Raw genomic sequence first — 13914 nt, forward strand, 5'->3', positions numbered from 1 at the left:
TTAGATATTACAATAGGCTGATTGAAGATATCTCTTCCCTAAATCTTGAGCCGTGTTTAATACAATCGCTAAAATGATACTTAGCGCATTTCAAATAACAAGTTTATCTTAGTCATTGTAGACAGATAAGTCCGGAGACAATGTATATAGTTATTAATAGCTGTCATTCATAACGACTACTACCGTTGCTATATCATTATCACAAAGAAAAAAGAACTGTATAAGTTACTGATAAGTAACCCGTAGTCCTCGTTTTCAAGTGCCACGGCAATATCATAAAAGCCGCTCACTGACCAATCAACTGCTATTATATTCGACGGTTTACGACCCATTGTCAAGAAAAACTTCTAAAGCCCATCCCTAACTATTAGTTATTAAATAATATACATTCATAATAATTATTTGCTAAAATCAAACGCTGGTACATTTTTAGTACCATTCAAACACTAAAATGTTATATTGACACATATATAAACATCTGTTTTTTACCAATTAAGAGGATTGCTACAATGGCATATGCATCTAAGATAAATACTGCTGCCAAACTGCTTGTGAGTATGAGTACGGCGTGTATGCTAACGCTGTCTATGAATGCCAGTCATGCTATTCAAGTTTATAAGTCTGTTGGTGCACACGGCGAAGTAAAATATAGCCAACATTCTCCGCAGAATGGCAAAAATATCGAACTGATTGAGTTCCGTAGTGACGGCAGACAGAATAACGCAGGAAATTTAGCTGGTAAAACAGATGCCAATCAGAGTAATGCCCCTAGTGCAGAAGAACAAAGAGTGGCAGCACTTGAGACACGTATTAAAGAGCAAGATGCACAAGCCAACGCACAGCGTTGCCAGTCATTACGCAGCAACTTGACCAATCTAAACGTTGGCGGGCGTATCTATGAAATGGATGCCAGTGGCAAACGTCAGTATCTAGATGGCCGCGAGATTGAGCTAAAGCGTGAGCGCGTACAGCAAGCGATTGACCAGTACTGTGGCAATCCTACTACCTAGTCTCAACGTTAGTCATAGGAATCAACCAGCAACTGCATAACATGACGAATGGCTACTGGCATATCTTGAGCTTGTAGCCCTCGTTGTCCTATCAAGAGATTACCACGATCACTCTGGCCACTATTATATTGATTCGTCTGATTAACCAATATATCCCCTGCTAACCCATGTATGATAACCGCTTGATGCAAACTGCGCATCTCCGGCTCCAAATCCTGTTGTGCTAACAAGCCAGCAATGACACCAGACAACACATCGCCCATACCAGCCGTTGCCATACCAGCATTACCAACCCCACAAACATAGACCTGATCTTGATCTATATTAGACTCTAAAACCAAAGACCCTGCACCTTTGAGCACCCAATTGCCACCATACGTCTTCGCACATAGTTTGATGGCTAATAATCTATCTGACTCTATCTCCTGTATTTTTTTGTTCAGCAACTTAGCAGCTTCACCACTGTGCGGTGTTAAAAAAACCTCATTATCAGTACTATACTCTCGCAGTTGAGAGATTAATTTATCATTTTCCAGCTGTAACGATGCCAAGTGATAAAGCCCGTCAGCATCTATAACTATTGGCTTTTCTGCTGTCATAGCAGCTTGTATATAATTTACGAATAATGCTTGTGCTTTATCGTCACGGCCCAACCCCATACCAATAGCTACCACACTCGCTGCCTTGATTAAGTGCTGCACACCTTGGGTATCATACAAATTGATAGTCATAGCATCTGGTAGTGATGTCAATAGTGCGTTATGAAAGGCTTCGTGGCAGGCAACGGTGATTTTACCTGCTCCTGCCGCCATCGAACTTGAAGCAGACAATATCGCTGCCCCGCCCATACCTTGTGAGCCATCAACACGATTACCACCGATAACCAGTACGTGGCCGTAGCTCCCTTTGTAGCTATTTTGGCGCCGTGGACTGAGAGCATGTCCAGTAGTAATCAATTTGGCTACTGGCTCAAAATCTACATTGCCTACCTGATAAGGTATCAGCGGTATATCAGTCACTTGCCCGCTATAATCTTCACCGTCTTTGGTATGCAATCCGAATTTCCGCGCAATCAAACACAAAGTTGCATCTGCCTGTATCGCTATACGGTCGAATACTTCACCGGTAGAAGCAACCACACCACTTGGAATATCAACAGCAATGGCCAGCCCATTATTTTGCTCCGTTAATTCATTAAAAGCCCCAATTGCCTGCTTATAAATACCTTCAGGTGCACGATCCAACCCTATACCAAATAGTGCATCGATATAGACATCAGTTTGTAACGCTGTTGCTCTCAAATCATTTTGGCTATCTTCAAAGCGCTCATACTTGCAATTAGCAGATCGTGCTACCTGTAAAGCCTTTTGGGCATCCGTTATTGAGCTTTTGCTATTAGAAATTGCTGTTGTATCACCTTTATCAAAACTAACTTGATCAAAAATCACTTCATCAAAGCCACTATTATCAAAATCACCATCCTCAAAACCTACTGTGACTATCTGTACCTGCCATCCAGCCTGCTTGAGATAATAGGCAATCAGCCAGCCATCACCGCCATTATTACCTTTTCCTACCCATATACTCACTCGATACTGGTGGTTGTGACGATGAGAGAAATTAACCGACGTTAATGAACGATGATCTAAGTACTTTTTCTCATAAAGCTGCTCGATATGCTTCGCCATTTGCCAAGCCGCTTGTTGCATTAATCCAAAACTATCATGACCTTCATCAAACCATGCTTGCTCCATTGCATAGAGCTGTTTACTGCTATATAGCGATATAGGATGTTTTTTATTTATGAATGAATGACCGTGTACTTGCATGACTTGCCCTCAACTCTTTTTATTAGATTGTTTTATATTATTCTGAAGCCTGATGAGTCCTCATTAATATGAAGACATATCCTAGATTAGCAAAAGCCAACTTTGACTTGTGTATCAATATGAATGCGAGTTTATTGTCTTTTATACTTGCGCTCTTAGCTCACTCGCTTATCATAACGGTATTCACATTATCGCTAATTACCAAACATGAATAATATCACCGAACCAAACGAGCAAACATCCAGTAACCATCGATCTTCTATGCATACCGACAAAAATAAAGACAAGATTGTCGTTAATCAGCCAATAGCATTTGCTACCACAGCAGACGTCAAACAATGGATCAAGACTCAAGCACAGGCGCTAGGGTTTGCTGACTGTGGCTTTCTATCCGTGCACCATCCTTTGTTTGCTAAACAAATTGTACAACTGCAGCAATGGTTAGAGAAAGGTTACGAGGGACAGCTACAGTTCATGCACAGCAATCATGAGCTACGGGCCAATCCTGAGCAGTTGGTCGATGGTGCAAGGACCATCATCAGCGTTCGCATGGATTACCTGACTCAAGCACCGAAACCTCGTGCTGTCACTGACAATGACCTCCCCAACCAAGGTATCATTGCACGTTATGCCAGAGGACGTGATTATCATAAGACAATGCGTAGTCGTTTAAAGCAATTGGCATTAAAAATAGAAACAATGCTTCCTGAATGGCAACATCTCAATATTGGGTCAGAGCGAGATTTTATCTTTAGGCCATTTAGCGACTCTGCCCCTATCTTTGAGCGCCCTATCGCTGATGCTGCTGGCCTTGGCTGGACAGGTAAGCACACGCTACTTATTAATAAACAAGCAGGCTCATTTTTTGTGTTGGGCGAGCTATTTATTAGCCTTGAGTTGCCAGATGACCAACCTATCAAAGAGCATTGTGGCAGCTGTAGCGCCTGTATTGATATTTGTCCTACCCAAGCGATTGTTGCACCCTATGAGCTCAACGCTTCAGCCTGCATCTCCTACCTCACTATCGAGCATAAAGGTATCATTGATACTAAGTACCGCCGAGCGATTGGTAATCGCGTCTTTGGTTGTGATGACTGCCAGCTTATCTGTCCTTGGAATCGCTACGCTAATATCACACCTGTAGCAGACTTTGCGCCACGGCATAACCTTGATAGTAGTAGCCTACTTGAGCTATGGCAGTGGCAAGAAGCTGACTTTATGAAAAAGACCGAAGGCAGCCCACTCAGACGCACAGGTTATGTTAGCTTTTTACGCAATATCGCTATCGGCCTTGGAAATGCCAATGTCTGTACAGATACTATTACTCAATTACAATCAAAACTAGGTCTACACAACGAGATGCTGGATGAACATATCCTTTGGGCGATAGCTGAGCAGCAAGATAAGTTGAAGGCAATTGAGTCTTAGGCTTATATTTATCTAAACAAAAAAATGCCTCTTATTTATAAGAGGCATTTTTGTTAGCGCATATTTTTGTGCTATTCATTACCAATATTATGGCTTAGGAATACGTAACACTTGACCTGGGTAAATTTTATCAGGATCAGAAAGCATTGGCTTATTCGCTTCAAAAATCTTCATGTAATCATTGGCTGAACCATAAACATCTTTGGCAATTTTAGATAAGTTATCGCCAGACTTAACCGTATACATGGTTGACTCAGGAGCATCTTCTTCAATATCAATATTATCAATAACTTTTGCAACGTTCTGTACGTTACCAATAGCGATGATTGCTTTTTCACGATCTGCTTGGGTTTTGGCTTTACCACTGATCTCAGCAGTATCCGTTGAGCCATTGTATTTGACCTTTAGATCGCTGATATTTAGATTTTGTTGCTGAACACGACGAAGCAAGATATTAGCGACTGACTGCGCTGAAGGCTCACTACTCTGTACTGGCGTATTAGCATCTGCTTTGGTTTCTGATTTAGCATCGTGCTTGGCTTCATCACGATTGAAAATTTTATCACCGATGTCTTTTGCGAAACTGAACATACCCATATATTTACTCCTTGAAGTATTATTTTTTATTATTCATTACTATGCTGTCAATGGTAAAACATTTAATCGTTACCATCTTTATTATCATACACTATTATTATAGTAGACAAACACATATAAAGTAGATAGTAATGGTATGTTTAATCATGTTGTTTCGGTGTAGTTTATGTTAACTTTATTGTAAATTAAATAACCAAAAGTCAGATTAAGGTATAGCTTATCTTATGAATTGAATACAATGATCACATTACTCGATCTATCCTCTTTTGTACTTTCAAGCACTTCCTTTATGTCTATACTGTTTTTAACTAACTGCTTTTGAAAGTCTATATTTGATAGTAAGAAATAATAGACATAAAAAAACCGCCTATCAACTAAGATAAACGGCAATACAAAACTTGCTAAGCTAATATAGAATTACAGCTGTGCTTGTACGTAATCAATTGCTTTTTGAACAGTCGTTAGCTCTGCTGAATCTTCATCAGGAATAGTGATGCCAAAATCGCTTTCGAATGACATAACCAATTCAACTAGATCCAATGAATCTGCACCTAAGTCTTCCATAAATGAAGCATCGTTGCTGATTTCTTCAACGTTCATGCCCAATTGCTCAGCTACTGCAGCTTTAACTCTTAGCTCGGTATCATTACTCATGTAGATTTCTCCTTTTTGATCTATTATTTTGACAAACTACTATAGTTCTATTATTAGATTCTATAGCATTGTATATAAGTGAGACTTTCAGATTAGTATCTCTATCTGAATGCTTTATAACGGATTATACGTTTTGACTAATGTCTGGTAAAGCTCTGCTATCATACAGTGCTTTGGCCTAAAAGTGTCCGTCATTATAGCACCCTTTATTATAGTTTACACTCGTTCACACAGTTTTTTATTATCACTATGTAACACTTGTGCGTCACTTACATATACATGCCGCCATTGACGGGAATCACAGCACCTGTGATATAGCTGGCCTCATCGCTGGCCAAGAAATGCACTGCTGCTGCAATGTCTTCTGGCTGACCTAAACGGCTAATAGGAACAGCATCTAACATCGAGTTTAGCAAACGCTCATCAAGCTCATCCGTCATATCTGTTTCAATCAAACCCGGAGCAACACAGTTGATAGTCACTTGGCGTGAGCCAATTTCACGCGCTAAGGTACGGCTAAACCCTTCCACACCTGCTTTGGTTGCAGCGTAGTTAGATTGACCTGCATTACCCATTTGCGCGACTACAGAAGTGATATTAATGATGCGGCCACGGCGTGCTTTCATCATACCGCGTACAGCACGTTTGCTCATGCGATATACTGACGTCAGGTTAGTGTCTATGACATTGCCCCAATCGTCATCTTTCATGCGCATTAGCAAGCCATCTTGCGTGATACCAGCATTATTGACCAGTACCTGTACCGCACCATAGACACTTTCAATTTCTTCAAATAATTTATCAATTTGCGCCGTATCACGTACATCTAAGACTCGGCCAATACCACCACTGTCATGAAGATAGTCATCAATAAGCTCAGCGCCTTTTTCAGTCGTCGCTGTACCAATGACAAAATGACCTTCTTTAGCAAAACGTTTGGCAACAGCTTTGCCAATGCCACGGCTCGCGCCTGTTACTAATGTAATCGTACGGCTCATGATAATAACTCCATTAATTTCTCAAGGCGGGCAGGTTTGTCAGTAGGATAGCTGGTAATTGGCTGGGCTTGACGCTTCGCCAAATTACTCAATACATTACCACTGCCACACTCGATTAAAATATTAATTTGCTTGTCAGCCAGCTCTTGCATGGTTTTTGACCATAATACAGGTTGGCTTAACTGTTCAGTCAATGCTTGCTTGATACCCAACGCACTGGTTTCGACACGTGCATGACGATTTTGAATAACAGGAATCGTGGCTTGCTCAAATTTGATGTCTGCCAAAATTTCAGCCAAAGCACTACTCGCTGGCTCCATTAGTGCGCAATGCGATGGTACACTAACCTTTAGCGGAACAGATTTCTTACCGGTATTTTTTACTTTATCAATAACAGCATTAACGCCATCGGCATTACCTGATATAACGACTTGCCCTGGGCTATTAAAGTTGGCTGCACCAACAATCGCGCCATCAACATGCTCAGTCGCTTGCTCACATAAATTTTCGACCCGATTGTCTTCAAGACCTAATACTGCTGCCATCGCTGTATCAATACCTACAACAGCATCTTGCATTAACTGACCACGTTTATGAACCAGTCTTACTGCATCAGCAAGCGATATCACATCAGCTGCACAGAGCGCGCTATACTCACCTAGAGAGTGCCCTGCTAAATAACAAGGCTCTGTGACTACTTTCTGTTTCAAGATTCGCCAGATAGCTATGCTAGCCGTCAGTAATGCTGGCTGAGTATAGTGGGTTTGATTGAGTTTTTCTTCATCCTGACAGATTGCCCATAAGTCTTCACCAAGTGCGTCACTTGCTTCAGCGAAAGTATCACGAATCTCTGGATAAGTTTCAGCAAGCTCACTCGTCATACCAACGACTTGTGATCCTTGACCAGGGAAAATTACCGCGATCCGCGAAGGCTGCTTTTTTGCCATATCGGGTACAGAGGCCATAACCAATATTCCTTATTCAATTGGAAACATCCCTAAAAATAATGGGAGTTGTTGTATTATTAGGTACGACACAGAGCCGTTGCGTTCGTTATTTTTCGAAAAATTAGCTGTTAGTGAACTATACACTGACAGGCTCTATTATCATAGTGAGTGCCACCTAAACTGGTGTAGCAGAGAATATCACTAAAATTGTAATAATAGATTGTATCAGTTCACTTTCATATTTGCTAAAGGCTAAAAATAAAATATTTATTTTAAAAAACCATAGCAAAAAGCCAAGTTATCTAGCCACATAATATATGATAGCGAAATAACTTGGCTTTCTTTAGCTCAAAACTCATTGCTTGATACAGCTATGCAAAAGCAATAATAGTCACCAGTACTATGACTACTTTTGCATTAGCTAACAAACAACTTAGGCGTCTTGACTTACCTTGAACAACTGACGACCACGGTAAAAACCATCTTTAGTCATGTGATGACGACGATGTTTTTCACCAGTAGTAGCATCAATGCTCAGCTCAGCCACTTCCATACGATGGTGTGAACGGCGCATGTCACGACGAGAACGGCTTTTACGACTTTTTTGAACAGCCATGATATAGCTCCTATACTTAAAAGGGATAAGCTTGAAATTCAGCTTTAATCGATACTGACAGAGGCCATATAATCACAACAACCTAAGTCTTACGCATCATTAGTTAAATAGATTGCCACTCACATAAAATGCTAACTATGTCTAAAATCTATAGTAAATTTGCATAGTCAGCTTCTATCAGCAAGCAACTTGTTGCTAGAATGCAATAAACCGGACATTATACGCATGTTTAATGGATTAATAAAGCCCTGCATCTCACTCTTCTGTAGAAAGCTGATGAAAGGTATCACAAATTCATTAAGTAGTACATTTATATGTGAATTGCTTTTAATGAAACTACAACTTGCCTTTTAGCGAGGCTAAAGCGGCAAAAGGATTTTCTGTTTCTTCTTCTTCTGGAATCTCACCAAATTGCTCTACCGTCATCTCACAGTCATCATGCTTTGGTGACATTGGCGTCTTAAGCAGTATCTCGTCTTCAACCAATTTCTTGAATGGCAATAGCTTCTCTGGTGATTGCTCTGTAATGATTTCATCAAGTAATAAATAATCTTGCTCTTCATTCACTAAGCGTACTTGGCTCTCTTTTTCAAGCAAAGCAATATTAAAATCATCAGACAAATCGATAGTCACTGGCTGCAGACAGCGCTGACAAGTTAGCCAAACCTGACCAGTCAATGTAAATGCCAAATGTAAGACATTGTTACGGCGATACAAGCTAGCACTGAGCTGTATTTTTTCTTGCTCGTGTTCGGTAGCTAAAATAAGCGCCAGACGTTTGAAAGTATTTGGCTCTACTTCTCCTGACCATTCATAACCAGTATCTGCCCACTTATCTAAAGAAATAGAATCGGGCATGCTAGTAGGTAACGGCACTTTTTTGTTATCAGTATGCATTGCTGACGGTTTACTTTCTGGAGTGCTTGACATGCGCGGCCTCATTCATCAAAACGGTGTATAATATTGCCTGCCATACTAACGGAAAGCATTGAATGACGCTAGCGCTAGTATGTTAATATTTTTGATATTGGCACGATTTAACATGACCTGTTCTTCGCCTTTATACTAAGGTGATAGTTTTCATTTTTACCACTTATCTGACCAGTATTTCACTTATGAATTCGTTTAACAATAAAATTGATTTTGCCAACTTACTCTCGTCATCCAAAGCAAAAATTCTACTGAAACGCCTAACTGAGTTGGTCAGTAATATGAATTCCGCCTCTGCCAATTCATCATATCTTGAGAAGAATAGAGCGTTAGAGCGCCTGAGAAATGAATGGCAAGGCCTAGCTACTACCGAAACTGACGATAACGACCAACAATTAGCTGATAATAATGAGCGAGTAGCTACCGACTGGCTCATTCAATTATTCAATACTTTATTTGCTGATCAAAAGGTCATATTGGTTCGTAGTGAAGGTGAACCTGAATACTTTCCTGCCCAAAACAATGAACCTGCAAGAATTGAGTTTGCTCATGGTTTTTTTGCCAGTGCATTGCATGAGCTGAGCCATTGGTGTGTGGCCGGAGAAGCTCGTAGAAGGTTGTCTGACTTTGGCTACTGGTATGCACCAGATGGACGATCAGCAGCTCAGCAGCAGTCTTTTGAGCGCGTCGAAATTAAGCCGCAAGCATTGGAATGTCTATTTACTTTAGCTTGCGGGCGACCTTTCCAAGTATCGCAGGACAATTTATTTGCAGCGTTTGATACGAGTGATAGCACCTTCGAACATGATGTTTATCGACAAGCAGAACAGTATATTACTGAGCCTCAGACACTACCACGTGATGCTAAAAAATTATTACTTACTTTACTTGAGATTTCCACACCCAATTAGACTAAACCAATGGCAATATAACTTTCAATGGTATGATTTTTATAACGTGAATGGTTAAGGATCTTATACGAACAATAACGCCTTGCCACTAAAGTTACATGTGCTATGCGCTATACTAATGATTAAATCGATATTTTAAACCAATAAACTTTATTAACGTTTAAAATATACTTTATGAATTATCCTCTGTAGTAAACAAACTTAACACAGCCACCGAAACACTTATTTAAATGAAGAAAAACCTCATAATTATAAGATAAGGAAGCATTATGCAAGTATTCTATATTCACCCAGACAATCCACAGCCTCGATTGATTGAGCAAGTGGCTGACCTGTTACGTAAAGACCAACTGATCATCTACCCTACCGATACCAGCTATGCCTTTGGTTGTCGTCTGGGTGCCAAAGATGCGTTAGAAAAACTCAAACAAATTCGTGAGCTTGATGATAAACACCAATTTACCTTATTATGTCGTGACTTAAGTGAGATTGCTAATTACGCTACAGTAGATAATGTGCAGTTTAAACAGCTAAAAGCACATACCCCAGCACCTATTACATTCATCCTAAATGCCACAAAAGATGTACCCAAGAAGCTGTCTCACGCTAAGAAAAAAACAATCGGTATCCGAGTACCAAGTAACGCTATTGCTCAAGCACTTTTAGAAGCTATGGATGAACCAATATTGACCAGCTCACTAATCTTACCTAACCGTGATGACATACTTGACGATCCATTCGAGATTGAAGATATCTTAGGCAATCAAATTGATGGTCTAATCAATGCAGGTATAAAAACAACCAAGCTAACCACCATTGTAGATATGACTAGCAGCCAACCTGAGATTGTCAGGCAAGGTGCTGCTGATGTTGATTCACTACTGCTCTAATAAAATGAATAATGTGATTAACCAAATTCAAGACATAAAAAAAAGCTCCAATTAATTGGAGCTTTTTTATGAATCATATATTCAGTATAAAACTAGTCACGATCAACTAATTCTACATATGCCATTGGCGCATTGTCACCATCACGATGACCGCATTTTACGATACGCAAATAACCACCTGGACGAGTCTGGTAACGAGGACCTAACGTGCCAAATAATTTGCCTACCATAGCTTTGCTACGCATACGGCTGAATGCTAAACGACGGTTAGCAACGCTGTCTTCTTTAGCCATAGTGATTAATGGCTCGGCAACGCGACGTAGTTCTTTAGCTTTTGGTAAAGTTGTTTTGATCAGTTCATGCTCAAATAATGAGTTAGTCATGTTCTGAAACATTGCCTTACGATGACTGCCGGTACGACCCAGCTTGACTCCACTCTTACGATGGCGCATAGTCAAAAATCCTTAAAGTTTAACGGCTACGATAAGAAAAGCGATCATCAACACGTAAATCAGCTGGTGGCCAGTTATCTAGGCGCATACCGAGCTCTAAATCTTTAGACGCTAAAACGTCTTTGATTTCAGTTAATGATTTCTTACCAAGATTTGGGGTTTTTAGAAGTTCAGTCTCTGAACGTTGTACCAAATCACCGATATAGTAAATGTTTTCAGCTTTCAAGCAGTTGGCTGAGCGAACCGTTAGTTCAAGATCGTCCACAGGGCGTAATAGCACCGGATCAACCTCTTCTTTCTCTTTCACAGGCTCAGGCGCTTCTTCAGCTTCTAGGTCAACAAAGATAGAAATCTGTTGTTGTAAAATAGTGGCTGCTTTACGAATTGCTTCTTCTGGATCTATAGTGCCATTAGTTTCAAGCTCAATGATAAGACGATCAAGATCAGTACGCTGCTCTACACGAGCGTTCTCAACCTGATAAGCAACACGAAGCACAGGACTAAAACTTGCATCAAGCTTTAAGCGTCCAATTGCTTTAGTATCACCATCTTCACGGCGCTGGTTTGCTGGCTCATATCCACGACCCATTACTACGCGCAAACGCATCTTAAGATGACCACGATCACTCAATGTACCCAATACCAATTCTGGATTGATGATGTCAACATTGTGCGGTAACGTGATATCTGCAGCAGTAATAGTGCCTGGACCTTGTTTATCCAAGGTCAAAAATACTTCATTTTGGTCATGAAGCGTAATTGCCAAGCCTTTTAAGTTCAAAAGCAAGTCAAGTACATCTTCTTGTAGCCCTTCAAGCGTAGAGTATTCATGGTCAACACCATCAATCTCAGCTTCAATGACTGCAGCACCAGGTAATGAAGATAACAAGATACGACGTAAGGCATTACCTAGGGTATGCCCAAAGCCGCGTTCTAACGGTTCGAGCGTGACTTTCGCAATCGTTTCGTTAACCGTATCCACGTTAATGGCATTCGGCGTTAGAAACTCAGTTGCATTTAGCATCATGATGTCACCTCGATTTATTAAACTGGTTTAATTAACGTTAATTGCTCAATGCCATTTTCATGACATCGAGCAGTACGTCATTTACTTAGAGTATAGCTCAACGATCAAGCTTTCGTTGATTTCAGCAGGTAGATCAATACGATCAGGCGCATGTTTAAACGTGCCTTGTAGTTTGCTGTGATCAACATCTAGCCATTCTGGAATACCACGTTGTGTCGCTAGTTCAATAGCGTTTTTAATACGTAGTTGTTCGCGAGACTTCTCTTGGATAGCGATGACATCACCATCTTGAAGCTGAATTGATGGAATGTTCACACGAACAAACTCATCACGGCCAGCTTTTTTTACCATAACAGTACGATGACTGACTAGCTGACGTGCTTCTGCGCGAGTTGAGCCAAAGCCCATGCGATATACAACGTTATCTAGACGGCTCTCAAGCATGGCTAGTAGGTTTTCACCTGTAGCACCGCGCTTACGAGCAGATTCTTTATAGTAATTAGCGAATTGACGCTCTAGCACACCATAAATACGCTTAACTTTCTGCTTTTCACGCAGCTGTAGAGCATATTCAGAGGTCTTGTTACGGCTTACGCCATGTTGACCTGGTGGACGACCAGCTTTTTTCGTTTTTACGTCGTATGGTTTAACGCCAGATTTAAGGCCTAAATCCGTACCTTCACGACGTGATAATTTGAGTTTTGGTCCAATATAGCGGGCCATTGTTATGTCTCCTATAAGCTTTCAATATAAAAAGCTTCGTCTTTAATATTAGACGCGGCGCTTTTTCGGCGCACGGCAACCATTGTGTGGGATTGGGGTTACATCAGAGATGCTGTTGACTTTATAACCCAATGCACCTAGTGCTCTTACCGCAGACTCACGACCCGGTCCTGGTCCTTTGACCAAAACGTCGATATTCTTAACACCATATTCTTGGGCCGCTTTACCAGCGACTTCAGCTGCAACCTGAGCTGCAAATGGTGTAGATTTACGTGAACCACGGAAGCCTTGTCCACCTGAAGTGGCCCAAGCCAATGCATTACCCTGACGATCGGTAATCGTAACAATGGTGTTATTAAAAGACGCATGGATATGGGCTACGCCCTCCGATACTGAACGGCGAGTCACCTTTTTGCGACTGCGAGTGTCTTTTGCCATCTTTTAGCTTCCTAAGTTAATTATCTTTTGAGAGGGCGTGTCGGACCCTTACGAGTACGAGCGTTGTTCTTGGTATTCTGACCTCTAACTGGTAGGTTACGACGATGGCGGATGCCACGGTAACAACCAAGATCAACTAAACGCTTAATATTCATTGAAACTTCACGACGAAGGTCACCTTCAGTCATGTAATTTGCAATTTGTGCACGGATAGCATCTAACTGTGTATCATCTAACTGACTGACTTTAGTAGTAGGGGCAATGCCAACTGCTTCTAAGATTTTCTGAGCAGTGGTACGACCTACACCAAAGATGTAAGTTAGTGAAATAACAGCATGCTTATTATCCGGAATGTTTACGCCGGCAATACGAGCCATTGATTTCTCTCCATTAAAGAAAAATAAGCGTTATCTAACGATAAGGCATTACTTTTCAGATTTGTTGCTGTCAATACTAAAGCCTTT

Annotated in this window: 16 protein-coding genes; 4 read left to right on the forward strand and 12 right to left on the reverse strand. The window is 40.9% G+C overall.

Features of this window, described 5'->3' with window-relative positions:
• Positions 1 to 509: 509 nt before the first annotated feature.
• A complete protein-coding gene (locus ACZW67_RS04200; protein ID WP_465182272.1) occupies positions 510 to 1010 on the forward strand; it encodes a DUF4124 domain-containing protein in 501 nt (166 codons plus the stop codon).
• Positions 1011 to 1018: 8 nt separating this feature from the next.
• On the opposite strand, the gene ACZW67_RS04205 is transcribed toward ACZW67_RS04200, so the two are convergent.
• Positions 1019 to 2839 (reverse strand): NAD(P)H-hydrate dehydratase, encoded by a 1821-nt coding sequence (locus ACZW67_RS04205; RefSeq protein WP_465182273.1) that lies wholly within the window; start codon positions 2837 to 2839, stop codon positions 1019 to 1021.
• A 207-nt stretch (positions 2840 to 3046) separates the two neighbouring features.
• On the opposite strand from ACZW67_RS04205, the gene queG reads away from it, so the two are divergent.
• Positions 3047 to 4267 carry a tRNA epoxyqueuosine(34) reductase QueG gene (gene queG / locus ACZW67_RS04210; protein ID WP_465182274.1) on the forward strand — a complete coding sequence of 407 codons (1221 nt, stop codon included), beginning with the start codon at positions 3047 to 3049 and terminating at the stop codon, positions 4265 to 4267.
• An 87-nt stretch (positions 4268 to 4354) separates the two neighbouring features.
• Here queG and lysM read toward each other — a convergent pair whose 3' ends face one another.
• The 6 genes from lysM to ACZW67_RS04240 form a co-directional block, all read right to left on the reverse strand.
• The gene (lysM, locus tag ACZW67_RS04215) at positions 4355 to 4864 is read right to left on the reverse strand and encodes a peptidoglycan-binding protein LysM (RefSeq protein ID WP_465182275.1); all 510 of its coding nucleotides are present in this window, start codon (positions 4862 to 4864) and stop codon (positions 4355 to 4357) included.
• Between the two features lie 417 nt (positions 4865 to 5281).
• Entirely contained in the window at positions 5282 to 5518 is a 237-nt protein-coding gene (acpP, locus tag ACZW67_RS04220) for an acyl carrier protein (RefSeq protein WP_010196746.1), read from the reverse strand.
• A gap of 269 nt (positions 5519 to 5787) precedes the next feature.
• Positions 5788 to 6522 carry a 3-oxoacyl-ACP reductase FabG gene (gene fabG, locus ACZW67_RS04225; RefSeq protein WP_245905717.1) on the reverse strand — a complete coding sequence of 245 codons (735 nt, stop codon included), beginning with the start codon at positions 6520 to 6522 and terminating at the stop codon, positions 5788 to 5790.
• A complete protein-coding gene (gene fabD / locus ACZW67_RS04230) occupies positions 6513 to 7481 on the reverse strand; it encodes an ACP S-malonyltransferase (RefSeq protein ID WP_465182276.1) in 969 nt (322 codons plus the stop codon). The genes fabG and fabD overlap by 10 nt, the downstream gene beginning before the upstream one ends.
• 415 nt (positions 7482 to 7896) lie before the next feature.
• Entirely contained in the window at positions 7897 to 8079 is a 183-nt protein-coding gene (gene rpmF / locus ACZW67_RS04235) for a 50S ribosomal protein L32 (RefSeq protein WP_068408434.1), read from the reverse strand.
• A 336-nt stretch (positions 8080 to 8415) separates the two neighbouring features.
• Positions 8416 to 9009, reverse strand: coding sequence for a YceD family protein (locus ACZW67_RS04240; protein WP_465182277.1), 594 nt, complete (start codon positions 9007 to 9009; stop codon positions 8416 to 8418).
• Between the two features lie 185 nt (positions 9010 to 9194).
• On the opposite strand from ACZW67_RS04240, the gene ACZW67_RS04245 reads away from it, so the two are divergent.
• Both ACZW67_RS04245 and ACZW67_RS04250 read left to right on the forward strand, forming a co-directional pair.
• A complete protein-coding gene (locus tag ACZW67_RS04245; protein WP_465182278.1) occupies positions 9195 to 9920 on the forward strand; it encodes an elongation factor P hydroxylase in 726 nt (241 codons plus the stop codon).
• Positions 9921 to 10189: 269 nt separating this feature from the next.
• Entirely contained in the window at positions 10190 to 10810 is a 621-nt protein-coding gene (locus tag ACZW67_RS04250) for an L-threonylcarbamoyladenylate synthase (protein WP_197102320.1), read from the forward strand.
• A 92-nt stretch (positions 10811 to 10902) separates the two neighbouring features.
• Here the strand turns inward: ACZW67_RS04250 and rplQ are convergent, their stop codons facing one another.
• The 5 genes from rplQ to rpsM form a co-directional block, all read right to left on the reverse strand.
• The gene (gene rplQ, locus ACZW67_RS04255; protein WP_010196736.1) at positions 10903 to 11262 is read right to left on the reverse strand and encodes a 50S ribosomal protein L17; all 360 of its coding nucleotides are present in this window, start codon (positions 11260 to 11262) and stop codon (positions 10903 to 10905) included.
• 19 nt (positions 11263 to 11281) lie between these two features.
• Positions 11282 to 12289, reverse strand: a complete 1008-nt coding sequence (locus tag ACZW67_RS04260; protein ID WP_011279808.1) for a DNA-directed RNA polymerase subunit alpha — start codon at positions 12287 to 12289, stop codon at positions 11282 to 11284.
• Positions 12290 to 12370: 81 nt separating this feature from the next.
• On the reverse strand, positions 12371 to 13012 hold the full coding sequence (rpsD, locus tag ACZW67_RS04265; protein WP_110923954.1) for a 30S ribosomal protein S4: 642 nt from the start codon (positions 13010 to 13012) through the stop codon (positions 12371 to 12373).
• A gap of 48 nt (positions 13013 to 13060) precedes the next feature.
• A complete protein-coding gene (rpsK, locus tag ACZW67_RS04270; protein ID WP_058368279.1) occupies positions 13061 to 13450 on the reverse strand; it encodes a 30S ribosomal protein S11 in 390 nt (129 codons plus the stop codon).
• Positions 13451 to 13470: 20 nt separating this feature from the next.
• On the reverse strand, positions 13471 to 13827 hold the full coding sequence (rpsM, locus tag ACZW67_RS04275) for a 30S ribosomal protein S13 (RefSeq protein ID WP_010196723.1): 357 nt from the start codon (positions 13825 to 13827) through the stop codon (positions 13471 to 13473).
• Positions 13828 to 13914: the final 87 nt, after the last annotated feature.

Source organism: Psychrobacter sp. TPE 89C (assembly GCF_055522395.1).

What these genes read in the sequence shown, in the direction of transcription:
- ACZW67_RS04250 (WP_197102320.1), top strand. Translation starts at nt 10,190, where the DNA reads ATGCAAGTATTCTATATTCACCCAGACAATCCACAGCCTCGATTGATT.
- ACZW67_RS04205 (WP_465182273.1), bottom strand. Translation starts at nt 2,839, where the DNA reads ATGCAAGTACACGGTCATTCATTCATAAATAAAAAACATCCTATATCG.
- ACZW67_RS04200 (WP_465182272.1), top strand. Translation starts at nt 510, where the DNA reads ATGGCATATGCATCTAAGATAAATACTGCTGCCAAACTGCTTGTGAGT.
- fabD (WP_465182276.1), bottom strand. Translation starts at nt 7,481, where the DNA reads ATGGCCTCTGTACCCGATATGGCAAAAAAGCAGCCTTCGCGGATCGCG.
- rpsM (WP_010196723.1), bottom strand. Translation starts at nt 13,827, where the DNA reads ATGGCTCGTATTGCCGGCGTAAACATTCCGGATAATAAGCATGCTGTT.
- rpmF (WP_068408434.1), bottom strand. Translation starts at nt 8,079, where the DNA reads ATGGCTGTTCAAAAAAGTCGTAAAAGCCGTTCTCGTCGTGACATGCGC.
- lysM (WP_465182275.1), bottom strand. Translation starts at nt 4,864, where the DNA reads ATGGGTATGTTCAGTTTCGCAAAAGACATCGGTGATAAAATTTTCAAT.
- ACZW67_RS04260 (WP_011279808.1), bottom strand. Translation starts at nt 12,289, where the DNA reads ATGATGCTAAATGCAACTGAGTTTCTAACGCCGAATGCCATTAACGTG.
- rpsK (WP_058368279.1), bottom strand. Translation starts at nt 13,450, where the DNA reads ATGGCAAAAGACACTCGCAGTCGCAAAAAGGTGACTCGCCGTTCAGTA.
- queG (WP_465182274.1), top strand. Translation starts at nt 3,047, where the DNA reads ATGAATAATATCACCGAACCAAACGAGCAAACATCCAGTAACCATCGA.
- acpP (WP_010196746.1), bottom strand. Translation starts at nt 5,518, where the DNA reads ATGAGTAATGATACCGAGCTAAGAGTTAAAGCTGCAGTAGCTGAGCAA.
- rplQ (WP_010196736.1), bottom strand. Translation starts at nt 11,262, where the DNA reads ATGCGCCATCGTAAGAGTGGAGTCAAGCTGGGTCGTACCGGCAGTCAT.
- ACZW67_RS04240 (WP_465182277.1), bottom strand. Translation starts at nt 9,009, where the DNA reads ATGTCAAGCACTCCAGAAAGTAAACCGTCAGCAATGCATACTGATAAC.
- rpsD (WP_110923954.1), bottom strand. Translation starts at nt 13,012, where the DNA reads ATGGCCCGCTATATTGGACCAAAACTCAAATTATCACGTCGTGAAGGT.
- ACZW67_RS04245 (WP_465182278.1), top strand. Translation starts at nt 9,195, where the DNA reads ATGAATTCGTTTAACAATAAAATTGATTTTGCCAACTTACTCTCGTCA.